The following is a 17930-nucleotide window of genomic DNA, read 5'->3' on the forward strand; positions in this document are numbered from 1 at the left end:
CTCCATGGTCAGACAATGGTTCAGCAAAAAATCCAGCCCTTCCGCCAGTAGAGAAATTGGGCAAAGGTCTCTACTTCTACGAAGTGGACTTGGCCGGCACCCAAGGTAAATCAGATAAAGAGCTTCTAGACCTCTTGAAACAAAACGGCACTCAAAGTTATAAAGCAACTATCAAAGTGTACGGTGCCAAAGACGGCAAGGCCGATTTGAGCAACCTCGTAGCGACTAAGGATTTGACAGTGAACTTGAATGGACATCAGTCTCTGATTCCGATGCAGTCAGGTTTCGTCCCATCTTCTAATGGTTCAGCTATGCCGGCTCCAATGATGAATAGTCATCAAGATGCGTCTAAGATGAACGCTCAAATGCCTAGTGCCAATCAAGATGAGGTGAAATCTAAAATGCCAGCTACTAGTCAGGATAAGATGATGCCTAACAAAGAGCAGGACAAAACCATGAATGCTAGCCAGCCTATGGCAACACCAAGCATGAAACAAGATCAAGCTCCAGCAGCCTCAAGCAAAATGTCTGATGAAGGCAAGATGGTATCTAATAACAAGGTATCAAGTCCGATGATGACTGATCAAATGAAAGACCAAAAAGACATGCTTCCATATACTGGTGAAGCCCAAACATCAATGGCTACTATTGGATTCTTTGGATTAGCTTTGGCCGGACTTCTAGGCGGCCTCGGTTTGAAAGCTAAAAAAGAGGAAAATGACTAGTCTAGTTACAGACTTTCTATCTAGGATTTGAAAAATCCAGATATCGATTAGAATGTTCGTAGAGAGATTAAAATAGTGTTATACTATTGTGGTATAGCACTGTTTTTTTCAAAGGAGAGACAGATGGGAAAGACAATTTTACTCGTTGACGACGAGGTAGAAATCACAGATATTCATCAACGTTATCTGGTTCAGGCAGGATATCAGGTTTTGGTGGCCCATGATGGAGTAGAGGCCTTGGAAATCTTCAAGCGAAAAGCGATTGATTTGATTATTACAGATATCATGATGCCTCGGATGGATGGTTATGACTTGATTAGTGAGGTCCAGTATCAATCTCCAGATCAGCCTTTTCTCTTTATCACGGCTAAGACCAGTGAGCAGGACAAGATTTATGGCCTGAGCTTAGGGGCAGATGACTTTATTGCCAAGCCCTTTAGCCCTCGTGAACTGGTTTTGCGTGTCCACAATATCTTGCGTCGCCTTCATCGTGGAGGTGAGACAGAGGTCGTCAGTCTCGGGGATTTACGGATGAATCACGGTAGTCATGAGGTCCAAGTCGGAGATGTGGCGCTTGATTTGACAGTCAAATCCTTCGAACTCCTATGGCTTTTAGCTAGCAATCCAGAGCGGGTTTTCTCTAAAACAGATCTCTATGAAAAGGTCTGGCAAGAAGACTATGTGGATGATACCAATACCTTGAATGTTCATATTCATGCTCTTCGACAGGAGTTGGCTAAACATGCCAGTGCAGAAACGCCTACTATCAAAACTGTCTGGGGCTTGGGCTACAAAATTGAGAAAGCACAAGGTAGTCAATGAAATTAAAAAGTTATATTTTAGTGGGGTATATCATTTCAACACTCCTAACGATTATCGTGGTTTTTTGGGCCATCCAGCGAATGTTAATTGAAGAAGGAGAAATTTATTTCCTGATTGGCATGACTTTAATCGCAAGTTTTGTCGGTGCTGGGATTAGTCTCTTTCTCCTATCGCCTGTCTTTACCTCATTGGCCAAACTTAAGGAACATGCCAAGCGAGTAGCGGACAAGGACTTCCCTGCAAATCTGGAGGTTCAAGGACCTGTAGAATTTCAACAATTAGGCCAAGCTTTTAATGAAATGTCCCATGATTTGCAGGCGACCTTTAATTCCTTGGAAGAAAGCGAACGAGAAAAGGGCTTAATGATTGCCCAGCTATCGCATGATATCAAGACCCCCATCACTTCGATTCAAGCGACGGTAGAAGGGATTTTGGATGGGGTTATCAAGGAAGGAGAACAGGAGCATTATCTAGCAACCATTGGGCGTCAGACGGAAAGGCTCAATAAACTGGTTGAAGAGTTGAATTTTTTGACCCTAAATACAGCTAGAAATCAGGTAGAAACTACCAGCAAAGACAGCATTTTTCTGGATCAGCTTTTGATTGAGTGCATGAGTGAATTTCAGTTCTTGATTGAGCAGGAGGAGCGAGATGTCCACTTGCAGGTGATCCCAGAGTCTGCCCGGATTGAAGGAGATTATGCCAAGCTTTCTCGTATCTTGGTGAATCTGGTCAATAATGCTTTTAAATACTCGGCTCCAGGAACCAAGCTGGAAGTGGTGGCTAAGCTGGAGAAAAACCAGCTTTCAATCAGTGTAACGGATGAGGGACAGGGCATTGCCCCAGAGGACTTGGAGAATATTTTCAAACGCCTTTATCGTGTCGAAACTTCGCGCAATATGAAAACAGGTGGTCATGGCTTAGGACTTGCTATTGCGCGTGAATTGGCCCATCAATTGGGTGGAGAAATCACAGTTACCAGCCAGCGCGGCATCGGAAGCACCTTTACCCTCCTTCTCAACCTCTCTGGCAATGAAAATAAAGCTTAAAACCCCTTTACAAATCCAGCTATTCATGGTAAAATGGATTTTGTGCGAAATATCAGCAGGAAAGCATGAAGCTCGTCAACAGGTGTCTTATGATAAGTAACCTTGGCTGTTTAGGCGAAGGGCATCTGCACGAATCAGGGCTTTCTAAGTGACTATTTCCACCGAAATATTATTTATATCAGGAGGACATTCACATGTCACGTTATACAGGACCATCTTGGAAACAAGCTCGTCGCCTTGGCCTTTCACTTACAGGTACAGGTAAAGAATTGGCACGTCGTAACTACGTACCAGGACAACACGGACCAAACAACCGTTCTAAATTGTCAGAATACGGTTTGCAATTGGCTGAAAAACAAAAACTTCGTTTCACTTACGGTGTAGGTGAAAAACAATTCCGTAACTTGTTCGTACAAGCTACAAAAATCAAAGGCGGAATCCTAGGTTTCAACTTCATGCTTCTTTTGGAACGTCGTTTGGATAACGTTGTTTACCGTCTTGGTCTTGCGACTACTCGTCGCCAAGCTCGTCAATTCGTAAACCACGGTCACATCCTTGTTGACGGAAAACGCGTTGATATCCCATCATACCGCGTAACTCCAGGTCAAGTGATCTCAGTTCGTGAAAAATCATTGAAAGTTCCAGCAATCCTTGAAGCAGTAGAAGCTACTCTTGGACGTCCAGCATTCGTATCATTTGACGCTGAAAAATTGGAAGGTTCATTGACTCGCTTGCCAGAACGCGACGAAATCAACCCAGAAATCAACGAAGCACTTGTCGTTGAATTCTACAACAAAATGCTTTAATTTTAAGATATATCTTACAGAAAGCCTACAACAGTGGGCTTTTTGCTTTGTCTTAAAACGTTGATTTCTGGATTTGTATAGAGATTTGCTAGTAAGGTTATTTTTGTATCTAAGTCTATCTATTCCAAGAATGACGCGATATTGATGATATAATATTTTAGCCTCCTCAGTTTAATGAAGGGAGGTGTTATGCATGTTAGAGTTACTTTCCCTTTTTCTAGCTCCGTTACTTGTTAACGTACTATCTGAGCTTTTCAAGCTATGGATAAAGAGACGTAGCCCCCTTTTAGAGGGTAGCAAAAACCCCCATCGGTGGCACGGTGGGGCTTTTTGTTGCCTTGTTAGACAATTATCATCACTATAAACCCATTCTAACACACCCCCTCCGATTTTTCAAGCTTTTGTTTTGATATTCCTCAGAGTGTGTTTGTGGTTTGAGTCCACTTTACTGAAATTAGCCCACGCGCTTCTAGCCTCCATTCTACAGCAAAGAAATCAACTCTTTTCTAGGGATTTCCGCCCTCATTTTTGTCTTTTGTGCTAAAATAGACTTATAAATTGAAAATAAGGAATGTTTATGAAATCGGGTAATGGTTTTTGGAAAGGCTGTCTCTATTTTTGGGGCTTCTTGTTCTTACTGGGCCTTTTGGTTCAATATGCTCTTCCGCTTGCGGCTTGTGTCCTGCTAGGCTATGGTGGTTATCGCCTCTATAAACGTTGGCGCTATCCTCTTTTGCAGGATCGTTCGCTCGATGATCGGATTGAGCTTTTAAAAGCTCGTATTCGTCAGGCGGACAAGGATATTCAGCAATTAGAGGGAACTTTAGTAGAAAAAGGCTCAGAGTCCTATAAGAGTTTGGCTAATCAAGTATTAATCGAACTGCGGGAAATCCATCAGGAGGCGGAACGTCTCAAGTCCTATATCGATGCTGATGTCTACAACCGTATTGACAAAAAGGTTCGTACAGTGAGGGCAACTATCGATGTTCAGCTAGAACGTTTGGATAGAGAAAGTCAGGTAGATCTTGAAAATGCGGAGCCAGAGGAATTAGCTCCAGAATTGTCCCAGACCTTGGCCAATATTGCCATTGATCATCAGGCTATTTTAGACAAGATTGCCACCTCTGCTGATGGTGATAAGGAAGAATTGACGGCCATTCATAGTTTGAAGATGGAGAAATTCCAAACGATTTTAGAAGGCTATTTAAAGATTAAGGCCAATCCGAAGAACTATAATCGAGCAGAAGAACGCTTGCAACAAGCTAAAGCAGCCATCGAACAATTTGACCTTGAACTGGACCAAGTCTTGAGAGAATTCAATGAAACAGATATGCGTGATTTTGATATCAGTTTGCGTATCCTAGAAAAAGATCGTAAAGAATAGGTTAGAAACAAAGGAGTAACCATGACAGAATTTAATTTTGATATTGACCAGATTGCCAATAATACGGTAGCTAATGTGGATAAAACAACCCAAATCATCGAGACCAATACTGGCTCAGACAAGACCTTGACCTTCCTTGAAAAGTTGAGCCCTGAGCAGCAAGAAGGAATCAAGGCGCACGTGCCCCAATTGGTAGACCAGTTTGTCACAAATCAAAATGCTCTTTTAGATTTTGGACAATCTGCTGTAGAAGGTGTGAACAATACGGTCAATCGTATCTTGTCAGAACAAAAGAAACTGCAGATTCCCCAAGTGGATGATCTTCTCAAGAATACCAACCGTGAGTTGCAAGGCTTTGTAGTCAAATACAAGAACGCTGAAATTGCTGAGTTAGAAGAAAAGCCAAACTTTTTGCAACGATTGTTTAACAAGAGCAAGAATACCCTACAGGAATTTTACTTTGATTCAAAAACAGTGGAGCAAAAGCTCGATGGCATGGCTGCCGCAGTGGTCAAGCAAGAAGATGTGCTAGCTCGAAATATTGTCTCTGCTGAGATGTTGATTGAGGACAATACCAAATCCATTGAAAATTTAGTGGGAGTAATTTCCTTTATCGAAGCCAGCCAGACAGAAGCTGGTAATCGCGCTGCCGAACTGAAGGCCCAAGCTGACCAACTTGATACAAGTACGGTAGAATACCAAACCAAGTCACAAGAATTGGCCCGCATGGCTGAAGTGGTCAATACCCTCGAACAACAGCACACTGAGTATGTCAGCCGTCTCTATGTTGCCTGGGCAACAACACCTCAGATGCGCAATCTTGTGAAGGTGTCATCTGATATGCGCCAAAAATTGGGCATGCTTCGTCGCAATACGATTCCAACAATGAAGCTTTCTATTGCCCAACTTGGTATTTTGCAACAATCCATGAAATCAGGTGTAGTGGCAGATGCCATTGTTAATGCCAACAATGCTGCCCTTCAGATGCTAGCTGAAACCAGCAAGGAAGTGATTCCGCAGATGGAGAGAATTGCCCAAAGCCCGACAGTAGCTGTCGAATCGGTTACTAAACTGGCTGAAAGTCTGGTCGCTCAAAACCAAGGCATCGTCGCAGCAATTGAATTGGGACGCCAGAAACGTGCCCAACTAGAAACAACCATCGTCAAGTCCGCAGAAATGATCAACGATTCTGTCAAACTACGCGATGAGAAAATCGTCCAAGCCCTTCTAGACCAAGGCAAGGCTGCTCAGAAAGAAGTACAAGAATAATACACAAGTCCCTTGTAAGTATAGCTTGCAGGGGATTTTGGATTCTTCCTATATATTAGAGCCTCTAATTTATTTCACAAAAAATATAGTCAAAAATGTAGTCATTCGGTTGATTTTTATTGCAATGTACTGAAATTAACAAAAAGAAAAAACGCTTGAATCAGCGTTTTTCTTCTGTATTGATTCTTCGTATTGAATGCTTACTTAACTTCGGTATACATAAAAGGGAAGAACCAGCAGGGCAGTCCATTGTATCATACAGAAATTTCAATGTTCTTAAGAGGTGGAACTAGTCAGTCCGCTAAGTATAATAAGAAAAGTGGAAAATCCTATAAGGATATTGATGACCTAGTTGATTTTGGTAGGCCTGTTCACATAGTTCCCCATATGTTCCGACATAGTTTTGTTTCAGTCATGGCTGATAAGAATGTAAGCTTAAACGTTATTCGAGAGTTTGTGGGACATTCAGAAGATAGTAGAGAAATAGAAAAAATCTATCTTCATGTTATGCAAAAAGGAAAACATAAGATTGAACAAGTTATGATAGATTTGTCTAAAATAATCTCTTGATTATTATAATCAGTTAAAATTCAGCTATTTTAGATTTCTTGATATGATTATAAAAATAGAAATAACAATAAGACTAGCTAAACTTATCAATAAAATCTCAATGTTATTAGTAAAGATATTTATTACTTGAAGAACAGATACGGAAGCAATAATAAAAAGTATTGCTTCCATAAGTTTAGTATTTCGTAATTCATTAAATTGATATTTTTCTTTAATTAAGTCATATTCCTCTTGCTTTACTTTTTCTACATATTCATCGTGAGTGAAATCAGAGTGCTCTTTAAGATGATTAAAAAGTTCAAAAATAGGTCTATAATTAAGTCGGTACATAAAAATATATGATTTTTTATAATTGTGAGCCCATTCATTAAAATTAATAAGATGTTTTTCGTTTGAGAGGTGGAATTTTTCAAGTCCGTCCATAATAGTTTCTTCAAGGCAAACTAATTGAAAAAACGGGGTAGCAGAAGCCAAAAAGAAACTAGCTTGTTGTAGAAAATTGAACTCAAAATTATTAGAATCATTGTTATTCCAAATGATATAATTAGCGCCTTTGTTTATGTAGTTAATGTATTCTAAATCAAAATAGTCTGCTATGTAATATTTTGATTTATTCATAGAGGATAGAGCATGCGAAGTATATGGAGCATTAATCATCCAAGTATACAATTTGTCTTTTTTAAAGAATTCTAATTTATTCATATCTTTCATATTGGTAATGAAGTGGAGTGTAAAAAAACGTTCGCTTAATTGAATTCCTCCGTTTATTGAAGATAATTCTTTTTTTATATAATTTAAAATATCATCTAACTGTTGAGAAGAGTTCAAAGAGTATGCTTTATTTTTATTTTTAAAATCAGGAAAGAGTTTGGCTATCATTTTGGTATACGGGTGTAGAAAATCGATGTTATAAAAAGAATCTCTCAAATCTTCAAATAAATCAATTACTATTGCCCCATTTTGATATACGGTAAGTGTTACAAAGTAGAGGTATATTTCGCTCTTTTTACCAAATTCTATAAGAGGAGTGAAGATAAATTTAATAAATTTATTACCTTCTGCGTTATTTAACCAATTTTGCTTTTCCTTCTCAAGTTTAATAAAGTATAAGTCAAGATAGTCATTAGTCTTTTCATCAATCGCTTCTTTCAAATGATGTATCTCAGAGGGAATATTCCAAAATTCATTTTTTTTAGCAATAAGTTGACCATCTTTGGTACCTATTAAAACCATTATTGTGGCTGGATGATTTTTAAATTTTTTAGTAATAATTTGTGTTAATTTTTTATTATTAATTTTATATAAGTCTGTACTTAACATATAAAAAGAAGTTATTTTAAATTCTTTGATTTGTTTAGAGACTTCAGAAATTTTTTCTCCCCAATTATTATTTATAGGCTTCTTCATATTAAGCTCCTTAATGTTTTTCAAAATAATTATATCAAAAACATTCCCCTATTTGATATGAACAATCATAATCAGTTAAAATTCAGTTATTTTGCTAAATTTAAAAGAAAAAGCCTTAGAAATGTTGATTTCATAGGCTTTCTGTATGTTATATTATTTTACTTCTGTAAACACAACGTGTTTGCGAAGTTTTGGTGAGTATTTCTTCAATTGAAGACGGTCTGGAGTGTTACGTTTGTTTTTAGAAGTAAGGTACAAGCGTTCACCAGATTCTTTGTGTTCAAGTGTAATATTTACGCGCATGGTATCTCCCTTCTATTATTCAGCTGATGCAGCTTTAGCGATTTTACGTCCTTTGTAGTATCCTTTAAGTGATACACGGTGAGAACGTGAGTAATCTCCAGTAGTTTCGTCAAAGTTCACAGATGGAGCTGTTACTTTGTAGTGTGTACGACGTTTGTTTTTCTTCGCTTTTGAAGTGCGACGTGCAGGTACTGCCATTTTGATTTCTCCTTTAGGTATTTATATTCGATTCAATCTACTGATTTTCATCAACCATACTAGGATAACACATTTTTTTTGTAAAGTAAAGTTACTTGACAAAAAAAGATGAAAAAATTAGAAGATATTACTCAGTTGATATTACTAAAACCTAAATGATATCATTTTGTTTTTAAAAATTAATAGAAAGTTGACAAATAATCACTAAAAAGTTTCAGCCCAATAATTACTTGTAGGAGGTGAGATTATATTGTGCTGAAATACTCTTTTATTCTTATAACTTTTACACTATAATTGTAGTTAGAAAGGAAGAGAAATGTTTGATTATAGAGCACTAGTTATTTTGATGACTTTGATGGATCATTGTGAGCTATCATTATATGAATTATCTGTTAAGGTGAGCTTACCTATAAAGGAAGTCAAAGAAGGAATAGATTATTTAGTGCCTTATCTAGCTAATAAAGGGATAGTACTGGATAAAAAACAAGGTCGCTATAGTTTATCAAATCGTACGAAGCAGTCTTTGACAGATATTATTAAGTCGGATGAATTGGTTTTACCAAAGTCGACTCGCTTAGCATTAATCTATCTTTACACTTTTTGTCGATTAGATTTTATATCGAATAATCATTATCAAGACTTTTTGAAAGTAAGTAAGAATACAACCTTATCTGATATTCAATCATTAAGAAAGATTATGTTAGATAATGATTTGGAGCTAGGGTACAGTAGAGCAAAAGGTTATACTTTACACGGTTCAGAGTGGAATAAGCACCGTTTAGCTTTTCAAATGGTTAGTGAGTTGCTGGAATCCTCCATAGGGATTTGGGGGTTGGATTATGTTTTATCCAGTTGGGGGTATTCATTAACTTATGATTTGATTGATCAGGTAGTTAAAGATTATTATGAAAAGCTACAGATAGTACCTATTGTTAATCAATTAAAAGTTTGCCTTTTCGGTTTAGTATTCATTATATGTAGGTATCAAAGGGATGTTGAAAGAGTATGTCTTTCAGAGACACTAGTATCTCCTATTATTCAAGATATAACGACTATTTTATTAGATACAGTAGTTGATTTGGGAATTATAGATACGGTATTTTCAGAGGATGATTATCGCTATGTCACAGTTTTATTATCAAGTTGCTTTGAAGGTGAAGTAGATGTTGCTCCGGTTTACTTTAATCAATTAACAGAGGCTATTATAAGTAGAATGGAAGATATTTCTTTGTTACATTTTAAACAAAGAGAAGTATTGAGAGAAAATCTTCGCCGCCACCTTATACCGGCTTACTATAGATTAAAGTTCGGCTTACCTAGCTCAAATGAATATGTGTTGCATGTTAAAGAACATTATCCTGATTTATTTGAACTAGTAAAAGATTCTTTGACTCCCTTGATGGACGCTATTGACAAGCCCATACCTGATAGTGAAACAGCATATTTTGTTATCCATTTTGGAGGATATTTAAAGAAAGCAGACAATTTGCCTCAAAAATGTTATAAAGCAGCAATTATCTGTCCTAATGGAATTAGTTCTTCATTGATGATAAAAGAGAATCTATTAGCATTATTCCCTCAAATTGAGTTTATAGGAACCTCAAAGATTGATGATTTATATGCGAAAACTAGTAGTGACTATGATATGGTTTTTTCTACTATAAAGGTGGATACAGAGAAGCCAAATTATCTAGTTTCTGTTATGATGACGGAAGAACAAACAACACAGTTAGTTGAATTGGTATCAAAAGATTTCCCAGATACAGGTTATCGAGATATTGAGCTTAATCAGATAATTAGCATAGTAAGACGATATAGTGTAATCACACAAGAATTAGAGTTAAAATTAGCATTAAAGAGGTATCTCTATCAAGAAATGAACAGAAAGGAAGTGTTACCATTGTTAGAAGAATTAATTACAAAAGAAACTTATCAGGTTAGTTCGGAAAAATTAGGATGGAAGGAGGCAATTCGTTTAGCAGCTAAACCGCTTTTGGATCAACATAAGATAACCAAGAACTACCCTGAGGCAATGATTCAAAAAGTAGAAGAGTTTGGACCTTTTATTAATTTAGGGAAGGGAGTAGCAATTCCTCACGCTCGGCCAGATGAAGGCGTGAATGAAATAGGAATGTCAATGTTAGTTTTGGAAGAGCCGATTTATTTATTGGATAATCCAGAACAAGAGGTAAGATTGTTGATTTGTATTGCAGCCATTGATAATGAGAGTCATTTAAAGGCTTTGTCACATTTAACAACAATTTTAAGAGATAAAAATCATGTTCAAGCTTTAATTTCATCAAAAAACTATGATGACATTAAAATGATAATTAAACAGGAGGATTAGATAATGTTAAAAATTGGTACAGCTTGTGGTTCAGGATTAGGTTCAAGTTTTATGGTACAGATGAATATTGAATCTGTATTGAGTGATTTGAATGTTTCAGATGTAGAAGTTGAACATTATGATTTAGGTGGAGCAGATCCAAATGCAGCCGATATTTGGATTGTTGGTCGTGATTTAGCTGATTCAGCTAGTCATCTTGGAGATGTTCGTATCTTAAATAGTATTATTGATATGGACGAGCTACGAGAATTAATTACTAAAATTTGTGAAGAAAAAGAACTTATATAGGAGGCTAGAGTCATGATGAAGTTCATATTGGATATTGTTAGTACACCAGCTATTTTAGTAGCTTTAATTGCAATCTTAGGATTAGTTCTTCAGAAGAAGAAATTACCTGATATTATTAAAGGTGGAATTAAGACTTTTGTTGGTTTCTTAGTTGTATCTGGTGGTGCAGGAATTGTGCAAAATTCTTTGAATCCATTTGGTACCATGTTTGAACATGCTTTTCATTTATCTGGAGTTGTACCGAATAATGAAGCAATTGTAGCTGTAGCTTTAACAACATATGGCTCAGCTACTGCAATGATTATGTTTGCAGGTATGGTATTCAATATCTTAATCGCTCGTTTTACTCGATTTAAATATATCTTTTTAACAGGGCACCACACTCTATATATGGCGTGTATGATTGCGGTCATTTTATCAGTTGCTGGCTTTACTAGTTTGCCTCTTATCTTACTAGGAGGATTAGCACTCGGTATTATTATGAGTATTTCTCCAGCATTTGTACAAAAATATATGGTTCAATTAACTGGAAATGACAAGGTGGCTTTAGGTCATTTCAGTTCTTTGGGATATTGGTTGAGTGGTTTCACTGGTAGCCTTATCGGTGACAAATCAAAATCAACAGAGGACATTAAATTCCCAAAGAGTTTAGCTTTTTTACGTGATAGTACTGTTAGTATTACTTTATCTATGGCAGTTATTTACATTATTGTAGCTATCTTTGCAGGGTCAGAATATATAGAAAAAGAAATCAGTAATGGTACAAGTGGTCTAGTTTATGCTTTACAATTAGCAGGTCAATTTGCAGCAGGGGTATTTGTTATTTTAGCAGGTGTTCGCCTTATTTTGGGTGAAATTGTCCCAGCCTTTAAAGGTATTTCAGAGCGTCTCGTACCTAATTCAAAACCTGCTTTGGATTGTCCGATTGTTTATACTTATGCACCTAATGCAGTCCTAATTGGATTTATCTCTAGTTTTGTTGGTGGTTTAGTAAGTATGGCAATTATGATTGCTTCAGGAACGGTTGTCATCTTACCAGGCGTTGTGCCTCATTTCTTCTGTGGAGCGACTGCAGGTGTCATTGGGAATGCATCTGGTGGTGTTCGTGGAGCCACTATTGGAGCATTTTTACAAGGTATTTTAATTAGTTTTCTTCCAGTCTTTTTAATGCCAGTTTTGGGAGGACTTGGTTTCCAAGGGTCAACTTTCTCAGATGCAGATTTTGGTCTATCAGGAATTATTTTAGGAATGTTGAATCAATTTGGCTCACAAGCAGGCATTGTTATTGGTCTTGTTCTTATTCTAGCAGTTATGTTTGGAGTATCCTTTATTAAAAAGCCATCTGCAAAGGAGGAATAAGGGATGATTTTAAGTGAAAATAGAGAAGATGAGTTAAGAAAATTTGCAACAAAAATCCGATTAAATACTCTTAGAACATTGAATCATCTTGGATTCGGCCATTATGGAGGGAGTCTGTCTATAGTAGAAGTTTTAGCAGTGCTTTATGGTGAAATAATGCCGATGACTCCAGAAATATTTGCGTCACGAGATAGAGATTATTTTGTTTTATCCAAGGGACATGCTGGACCAGCTTTGTACAGCACACTCTATTTGAATGGTTTCTTTGACAAAGAATTCTTACATTCTTTAAATACAAATGGAACCAAATTACCGTCTCATCCTGATAGAAATCTAACGCCGGGCATAGATATGACAACTGGCTCTTTAGGACAGGGAATTAGTGTTGCAACCGGACTTGCATATGGTCAGAGAATAAGAAAAAGTCCCTTTTATACCTATGCTATTGTTGGAGATGGTGAGTTAAATGAGGGACAATGTTGGGAGGCTATACAGTTTGCTTCTCATCAACAGTTATCTAATTTAATTGTATTTGTAGACGATAACAAAAAACAATTAGATGGTTTTACAAAGGATATTTGTAATCCAGGTGATTTTGTAGAAAAATTCTCAGCATTTGGGTTTGAATCCATTAGGGTCAATGGTTCAGATATTAGAGAAATTTATGAAGGGATTATCCAATTAAAACAGTCAAATAATTCATCCCCTAAGTGTATTGTATTAGACACTATTAAAGGTCAAGGAGTTCGAGAGCTGGAAGAAATGAAATCCAATCATCATCTTCGCCCTACTGTAGAGGAGAGACAAATGTTAACTTCAGTTGTAGAAAGATTAAGTCAGGAATTGGAGGAAACAGAATGATGAGAAGTACGAAAGAATTACGACATGTGTATAGAGATTTCCTTCTAGAAGCTAACCAAAGTTATTCTGATATAGTAGTTTTAGAAGCAGACTTGTCAAGTTCGATGGCTACTAATAATCTTGAAAAGGACTTTGGAGACCGTTATGTGAATGTTGGGATCATGGAAGCAGAAATGGTCGGGCTTGCAGCAGGTTTATCTATTCAGGGGTTTAGACCTTATCTTCATACATTTGGCCCTTTTGCTTCACGAAGAGTATTTGATCAATTATTTATTTCTCTTGGGTACGCACAATTGGATGCCACTGTGATTGGCTCAGATGCAGGAGTAACGGCAGAGATGAATGGTGGAACACATATGCCATTTGAAGAAATTGGATTGTTACGTTTAATTCCTAAATCAATCATTTTTGAAGCAACTGATGATATCCAATTTCGTGAAATCTTGAACCAGACATTAGAATTAAAAGGACTAAAATATATTCGAACAATTAGAAAAGCTCCAGAGGCTGTATATCAAGGTGGAGAAGATTTTTCTAAAGGCTACATTGAGTTAAGACACGGTGAAGATGTTGTAATAGTTGCTTCTGGCATAATGGTTGCTCCAAGTATTCGAGTTGCGGATGAACTGTCTAAATTAGGTTATTCAGTAGGTGTGATAGATTTATTTAGAATCAAACCGATACCAGAACAGATAAAAACAATGTTAAGCGGAAAAACTATATTTACTGTAGAAAACCACAATCAGATAGGTGGAATTGGCAGTGCTTTATGTGAATTATTCTCTGATGATGGAATAACAAAAATTCATCGGATGGGTGTTCAAGAAAGATTCGGTCAAGTAGGGAAAATGGATTATCTTCTTAATGAGTATGGTTTGAGTGAATCGAATATAAAAGAGAAAGTTTTAGCGTTTTATAATGCAAGATAGATATTAAATACACTTATCTGAAAGAACTTCTGTAAAAATTACATTACGTTATTTAAAGCGAGCGGATTAAAAGCATATTCTGGTAATCAGAAAGTGCCCTGATCCGCTTTGTTGTTTTTAATTTAAAATGTTTATATGTGTATAGAATTTTCTGAAAATTCAAGAATTTTCTTCTGTTCATTGCCTTTAAAATGTGCTATAATAGTAAAAACTGAAATGGGAGGGAACAAATGACTGAATTAGCTAAACGTCATCGCAGTAGCATTTATGATAGTATGGTTAAATCACCAAACCGTGCTATGCTTCGTGCGACTGGTATGACAGATAAGGACTTTGAAACACCGATTGTGGGAGTGATTTCGACTTGGGCGGAAAATACACCATGTAACATCCACTTGCATGATTTTGGGAAATTGGCTAAAGAGGGTGTCAAATCTGCAGGCGCTTGGCCTGTGCAGTTTGGGACTATCACTGTAGCGGACGGGATTGCCATGGGAACGCCTGGTATGCGTTTCTCTTTGACATCTCGTGATATCATCGCGGACTCCATCGAAGCGGCTATGGGTGGTCACAACGTGGATGCCTTCGTCGCTATCGGTGGCTGTGACAAGAACATGCCTGGATCTATGATTGCTATTGCAAATATGGATATTCCAGCTATTTTCGCTTATGGTGGAACCATTGCACCGGGAAATCTTGATGGCAAAGACATCGACTTGGTTTCTGTTTTTGAGGGTATCGGAAAATGGAACCACGGTGACATGACAGCTGAGGACGTGAAACGTCTTGAATGTAATGCCTGCCCTGGCCCTGGTGGCTGTGGTGGTATGTACACTGCTAATACCATGGCGACTGCTATCGAAGTTCTCGGTATGAGTTTGCCAGGCTCTTCATCTCACCCAGCTGAATCAGCTGACAAGAAAGAAGACATCGAAGCAGCAGGACGTGCTGTTGTTAAGATGTTGGAGCTCGGTCTCAAACCATCAGATATCTTGACTCGTGAAGCCTTTGAAGATGCTATCACTGTAACTATGGCTCTAGGTGGTTCTACAAACGCCACTCTTCACTTGCTTGCCATTGCCCATGCTGCCAATGTTGACTTGTCACTTGAGGACTTTAATACAATCCAAGAACGTGTGCCTCACTTGGCTGACTTGAAACCATCTGGTCAGTATGTCTTCCAAGACCTCTACGAAGTCGGTGGTGTGCCTGCGGTTATGAGATATCTCTTGGCAAATGGTTTCCTTCATGGAGACCGCATTACATGTACTGGTAAGACTGTTGCTGAGAACTTAGCTGACTTTGCAGATCTTACACCAGGTCAAAAAGTCATCATGCCACTTGAAAATCCAAAACGTGCAGATGGTCCGCTTATCATCTTGAACGGGAACCTTGCTCCTGACGGTGCGGTTGCCAAGGTATCAGGTGTTAAGGTCCGTCGTCACGTTGGTCCAGCTAAGGTCTTTGACTCAGAAGAAGATGCTATTCAGGCTGTTCTGACAGATGAAATCGTTGATGGCGATGTAGTCGTTGTTCGTTTCGTTGGACCTAAGGGTGGTCCTGGTATGCCTGAGATGCTCTCACTTTCATCAATGATTGTTGGTAAAGGTCAAGGAGACAAGGTTGCCCTCTTGACGGATGGGCGTTTCTCTGGTGGTACCTATGGTCTGGTTGTTGGACATATCGCCCCTGAAGCTCAGGATGGTGGACCAATTGCCTACCTTCGTACAGGTGATATCGTTACGGTTGACCAAGATACCAAAGAAATTTCCATGGCCGTATCCGAAGAAGAACTTGAAAAACGCAAGGCAGAAACAACCTTGCCACCACTCTATAGTCGTGGTGTCCTCGGTAAATATGCCCATATCGTATCATCTGCTTCACGCGGAGCCGTGACAGACTTCTGGAATATGGACAAGTCAGGTAAAAAGTAAATTCAAAAAGCAAGCCAACTTTGGCTTGCTTCTTTTCATCTTAAAAAGTAATTTACCTGCTTAACGAGGTGGCAGTCCAAGGGCAATGCGGCCGTAGCGACTGATTCGTGTAATCTTCCAGGCAGGCGACCAGGTAACTTCAACCTTGACATCTTCGATACCCTCGATTTGTTTCAGACCTGCGACGATTTCGATAGGCAGGCTTTCGGCGCAATCACAGGCGGTGTCGGTGAAGGTCATGACAATCTTACAGAGCCCTGTTTCATCCAGATTGATTTCATAAATCAGCCCTAGATTGTAAACATCCAATTCCACATCTGTATCAAAAACCTTCTCTAGTTTTTCGATAATTTGGTCTTGTATGGCCAAAGCGCGGTCATTGATTTTGATATCGTCTCTCATTACAGTCCCTCCACATGATAAATATCCTCTATTTTCTCATAATTCTGACAATTTGGCAAGTTTTTGATGAATTTTCTGAAAAAATATGATAATATAAAGAAAACACTGAATCAAGGGGAAGCCTATGGAGCAGATTGGAAAAGTCTTTAGACAATTACGAGAGTCAAGAAATATCTCGCTGAGACAAGCAACTGGGGGACAATTTTCGCCGTCTATGTTATCTCGCTTTGAAACAGGTCAGAGTGAGCTTTCGGTGGAAAAGTTCTTATTTGCCCTAGAAAATATATCTGCTAGTGTAGAGGAAATTCTCTTTCTGGCGAGAGGTTTTCAGTATGATACAGATTCTGAGTTGAGAAAAGAAATCATAGATGTCTTGGATCCAAAGAATATAGCTCCGCTTGAGGACTTGTATCGCAGGGAGTATCAAAAGCATGCCCATTCTCACAATAAACAGAAACATATTCTAAATGCCATTATTATCAAGTCTTATATGAAGAGCATGGATGAAAGGGTAGAGTTAACAGCAGAGGAAGGGAAAGTTCTTCATGATTATTTGTTTTCTACCGAGATTTGGGGAATCTATGAACTCAATTTATTTTCAGTCAGTTCACCATTTCTATCTGTTTCTCTTTTCACTAGGTATGTTAGAGAGATGGTACGTAAATCTGATTTCCTAATGGAAATGTCTGGCAATCGAAACCTTTTTCACACTATACTATTGAATGGCTTTTTAGCCAGCATTGAGTGTGAAGAATTTACCAATGCCTCTTATTTTAAACGTGTTATCGAAGAGCATTTCTACAATGAAAATGAAACCTATTTCCGAATTGTCTATTTGTGGGCGGAAGGTCTCCTTGATAGCAAGCAAGGTAGAGTCAAGGAAGGCCAGAAAAAGATGGAAGATGCTGTCCATATTTTTGAGATGCTTGGCTGTAATAAATCTGCCGAATACTATAGAAATACGACCGATTGTTGAATATCTGCAAACTAAGAAAATCATTTGAAATTTTAAGCGATAGAATTGTTGACCTCTCTCGTGTCACTGGAGAAATTCTATCGTTTCTTTTTGCTCATTTTATTTGTTGCATATATTCAAAAGTTTTTCCTCTAAAATTTCTAAGTGCTATACTGTAGTCATACTTCATATAGAACTTATACTCTTCGAAAATCAAATTCAAACCACGTCAGCGTCACCTTGCCGTACTCAAGTACAGCTTGCGGCTAGCTTCCTAGTTTGCTCTTTGATTTTCATTGAGTATTAAAACAAGAAGGGGGAT

General features: G+C 37.9%; 18 protein-coding genes. 14 read left to right on the top strand and 4 right to left on the bottom strand.

Annotated elements, in window-relative coordinates; genetic code table 11:
• The 7 genes from HMPREF2764_RS00005 to HMPREF2764_RS00035 form a co-directional block, all read left to right on the top strand.
• Positions 1-725, top strand: a 725-nt coding sequence (locus tag HMPREF2764_RS00005) for an SSURE domain-containing protein (protein ID WP_148129343.1), incomplete at its 5' end; no start/stop codon positions are given.
• A gap of 123 nt (positions 726-848) precedes the next feature.
• Complete coding sequence (locus HMPREF2764_RS00010; protein ID WP_070526229.1) at positions 849-1547, top strand: response regulator transcription factor; 699 nt, start codon at positions 849-851, stop codon at positions 1545-1547.
• Entirely contained in the window at positions 1544-2596 is a 1053-nt protein-coding gene (locus HMPREF2764_RS00015) for a sensor histidine kinase (protein WP_070526230.1), read from the top strand. Before HMPREF2764_RS00010 ends, HMPREF2764_RS00015 begins: the two co-directional genes overlap by 4 nt.
• Before the next feature lie 194 nt (positions 2597-2790).
• Positions 2791-3402 carry a 30S ribosomal protein S4 gene (rpsD, locus tag HMPREF2764_RS00020; protein WP_000092756.1) on the top strand — a complete coding sequence of 204 codons (612 nt, stop codon included), beginning with the start codon at positions 2791-2793 and terminating at the stop codon, positions 3400-3402.
• A gap of 577 nt (positions 3403-3979) precedes the next feature.
• On the top strand, positions 3980-4786 hold the full coding sequence (locus HMPREF2764_RS00025; protein ID WP_033685331.1) for a coiled-coil domain-containing protein: 807 nt from the start codon (positions 3980-3982) through the stop codon (positions 4784-4786).
• Between the two features lie 21 nt (positions 4787-4807).
• Positions 4808-6055 (top strand): toxic anion resistance protein, encoded by a 1248-nt coding sequence (locus HMPREF2764_RS00030; protein WP_070526231.1) that lies wholly within the window; start codon positions 4808-4810, stop codon positions 6053-6055.
• Positions 6056-6304: 249 nt separating this feature from the next.
• Positions 6305-6625, top strand: a complete 321-nt coding sequence (locus tag HMPREF2764_RS00035) for a tyrosine-type recombinase/integrase (protein ID WP_083306558.1) — start codon at positions 6305-6307, stop codon at positions 6623-6625.
• A gap of 24 nt (positions 6626-6649) precedes the next feature.
• Here the strand turns inward: HMPREF2764_RS00035 and HMPREF2764_RS00040 are convergent, their stop codons facing one another.
• The 3 genes from HMPREF2764_RS00040 to rpmF form a co-directional block, all read right to left on the bottom strand.
• On the bottom strand, positions 6650-8032 hold the full coding sequence (locus HMPREF2764_RS00040; RefSeq protein WP_070526244.1) for a hypothetical protein: 1383 nt from the start codon (positions 8030-8032) through the stop codon (positions 6650-6652).
• A 153-nt stretch (positions 8033-8185) separates the two neighbouring features.
• Positions 8186-8335 carry a 50S ribosomal protein L33 gene (gene rpmG / locus HMPREF2764_RS00045; protein WP_001265622.1) on the bottom strand — a complete coding sequence of 50 codons (150 nt, stop codon included), beginning with the start codon at positions 8333-8335 and terminating at the stop codon, positions 8186-8188.
• A 15-nt stretch (positions 8336-8350) separates the two neighbouring features.
• Positions 8351-8533 (bottom strand): 50S ribosomal protein L32, encoded by a 183-nt coding sequence (gene rpmF / locus HMPREF2764_RS00050; RefSeq protein ID WP_000290417.1) that lies wholly within the window; start codon positions 8531-8533, stop codon positions 8351-8353.
• 316 nt (positions 8534-8849) lie between these two features.
• Between rpmF and HMPREF2764_RS00055 the strand changes: the two genes are divergently transcribed.
• The 6 genes from HMPREF2764_RS00055 (at position 8850) to ilvD (ending at position 16251) form a co-directional block, all read left to right on the top strand.
• A complete protein-coding gene (locus tag HMPREF2764_RS00055) occupies positions 8850-10880 on the top strand; it encodes a BglG family transcription antiterminator (protein ID WP_070526247.1) in 2031 nt (676 codons plus the stop codon).
• Positions 10881-10883: 3 nt separating this feature from the next.
• Entirely contained in the window at positions 10884-11168 is a 285-nt protein-coding gene (locus tag HMPREF2764_RS00060; RefSeq protein WP_000912473.1) for a PTS sugar transporter subunit IIB, read from the top strand.
• Positions 11169-11180: 12 nt separating this feature from the next.
• Positions 11181-12527 (top strand): PTS ascorbate transporter subunit IIC, encoded by a 1347-nt coding sequence (locus HMPREF2764_RS00065; protein ID WP_000975289.1) that lies wholly within the window; start codon positions 11181-11183, stop codon positions 12525-12527.
• Between the two features lie 3 nt (positions 12528-12530).
• On the top strand, positions 12531-13388 hold the full coding sequence (locus HMPREF2764_RS00070) for a transketolase (RefSeq protein ID WP_033687490.1): 858 nt from the start codon (positions 12531-12533) through the stop codon (positions 13386-13388).
• Complete coding sequence (locus HMPREF2764_RS00075) at positions 13385-14317, top strand: transketolase family protein (RefSeq protein ID WP_023947581.1); 933 nt, start codon at positions 13385-13387, stop codon at positions 14315-14317. The genes HMPREF2764_RS00070 and HMPREF2764_RS00075 overlap by 4 nt, the downstream gene beginning before the upstream one ends.
• A 230-nt stretch (positions 14318-14547) precedes the next feature.
• Positions 14548-16251, top strand: coding sequence for a dihydroxy-acid dehydratase (ilvD, locus tag HMPREF2764_RS00080; RefSeq protein WP_023947583.1), 1704 nt, complete (start codon positions 14548-14550; stop codon positions 16249-16251).
• A 60-nt stretch (positions 16252-16311) separates the two neighbouring features.
• Here the strand turns inward: ilvD and HMPREF2764_RS00085 are convergent, their stop codons facing one another.
• Complete coding sequence (locus tag HMPREF2764_RS00085) at positions 16312-16653, bottom strand: metal-sulfur cluster assembly factor (protein WP_023944033.1); 342 nt, start codon at positions 16651-16653, stop codon at positions 16312-16314.
• 124 nt (positions 16654-16777) lie between these two features.
• On the opposite strand from HMPREF2764_RS00085, the gene rgg reads away from it, so the two are divergent.
• The gene (rgg, locus tag HMPREF2764_RS00090) at positions 16778-17629 is read left to right on the top strand and encodes a quorum-sensing system transcriptional regulator Rgg (protein ID WP_023947586.1); all 852 of its coding nucleotides are present in this window, start codon (positions 16778-16780) and stop codon (positions 17627-17629) included.
• Positions 17630-17930: the final 301 nt, after the last annotated feature.

It is taken from the genome of Streptococcus sp. HMSC073F11 (genome assembly GCF_001810785.1).
Taxonomy (GTDB): domain Bacteria; phylum Bacillota; class Bacilli; order Lactobacillales; family Streptococcaceae; genus Streptococcus.

Bases quoted from the DNA above. Each gene is read 5' to 3' on its own strand.
- ilvD (WP_023947583.1), top strand. From the start codon at position 14,548: ATGACTGAATTAGCTAAACGTCATCGCAGTAGCATTTATGATAGTATG.
- rpmG (WP_001265622.1), bottom strand. From the start codon at position 8,335: ATGCGCGTAAATATTACACTTGAACACAAAGAATCTGGTGAACGCTTG.
- HMPREF2764_RS00060 (WP_000912473.1), top strand. From the start codon at position 10,884: ATGTTAAAAATTGGTACAGCTTGTGGTTCAGGATTAGGTTCAAGTTTT.
- rpsD (WP_000092756.1), top strand. From the start codon at position 2,791: ATGTCACGTTATACAGGACCATCTTGGAAACAAGCTCGTCGCCTTGGC.
- HMPREF2764_RS00040 (WP_070526244.1), bottom strand. From the start codon at position 8,032: ATGAAGAAGCCTATAAATAATAATTGGGGAGAAAAAATTTCTGAAGTC.
- HMPREF2764_RS00065 (WP_000975289.1), top strand. From the start codon at position 11,181: ATGATGAAGTTCATATTGGATATTGTTAGTACACCAGCTATTTTAGTA.
- HMPREF2764_RS00075 (WP_023947581.1), top strand. From the start codon at position 13,385: ATGATGAGAAGTACGAAAGAATTACGACATGTGTATAGAGATTTCCTT.
- HMPREF2764_RS00015 (WP_070526230.1), top strand. From the start codon at position 1,544: ATGAAATTAAAAAGTTATATTTTAGTGGGGTATATCATTTCAACACTC.
- HMPREF2764_RS00070 (WP_033687490.1), top strand. From the start codon at position 12,531: ATGATTTTAAGTGAAAATAGAGAAGATGAGTTAAGAAAATTTGCAACA.
- rgg (WP_023947586.1), top strand. From the start codon at position 16,778: ATGGAGCAGATTGGAAAAGTCTTTAGACAATTACGAGAGTCAAGAAAT.
- HMPREF2764_RS00010 (WP_070526229.1), top strand. From the start codon at position 849: ATGGGAAAGACAATTTTACTCGTTGACGACGAGGTAGAAATCACAGAT.
- rpmF (WP_000290417.1), bottom strand. From the start codon at position 8,533: ATGGCAGTACCTGCACGTCGCACTTCAAAAGCGAAGAAAAACAAACGT.
- HMPREF2764_RS00025 (WP_033685331.1), top strand. From the start codon at position 3,980: ATGAAATCGGGTAATGGTTTTTGGAAAGGCTGTCTCTATTTTTGGGGC.
- HMPREF2764_RS00085 (WP_023944033.1), bottom strand. From the start codon at position 16,653: ATGAGAGACGATATCAAAATCAATGACCGCGCTTTGGCCATACAAGAC.
- HMPREF2764_RS00030 (WP_070526231.1), top strand. From the start codon at position 4,808: ATGACAGAATTTAATTTTGATATTGACCAGATTGCCAATAATACGGTA.
- HMPREF2764_RS00055 (WP_070526247.1), top strand. From the start codon at position 8,850: ATGTTTGATTATAGAGCACTAGTTATTTTGATGACTTTGATGGATCAT.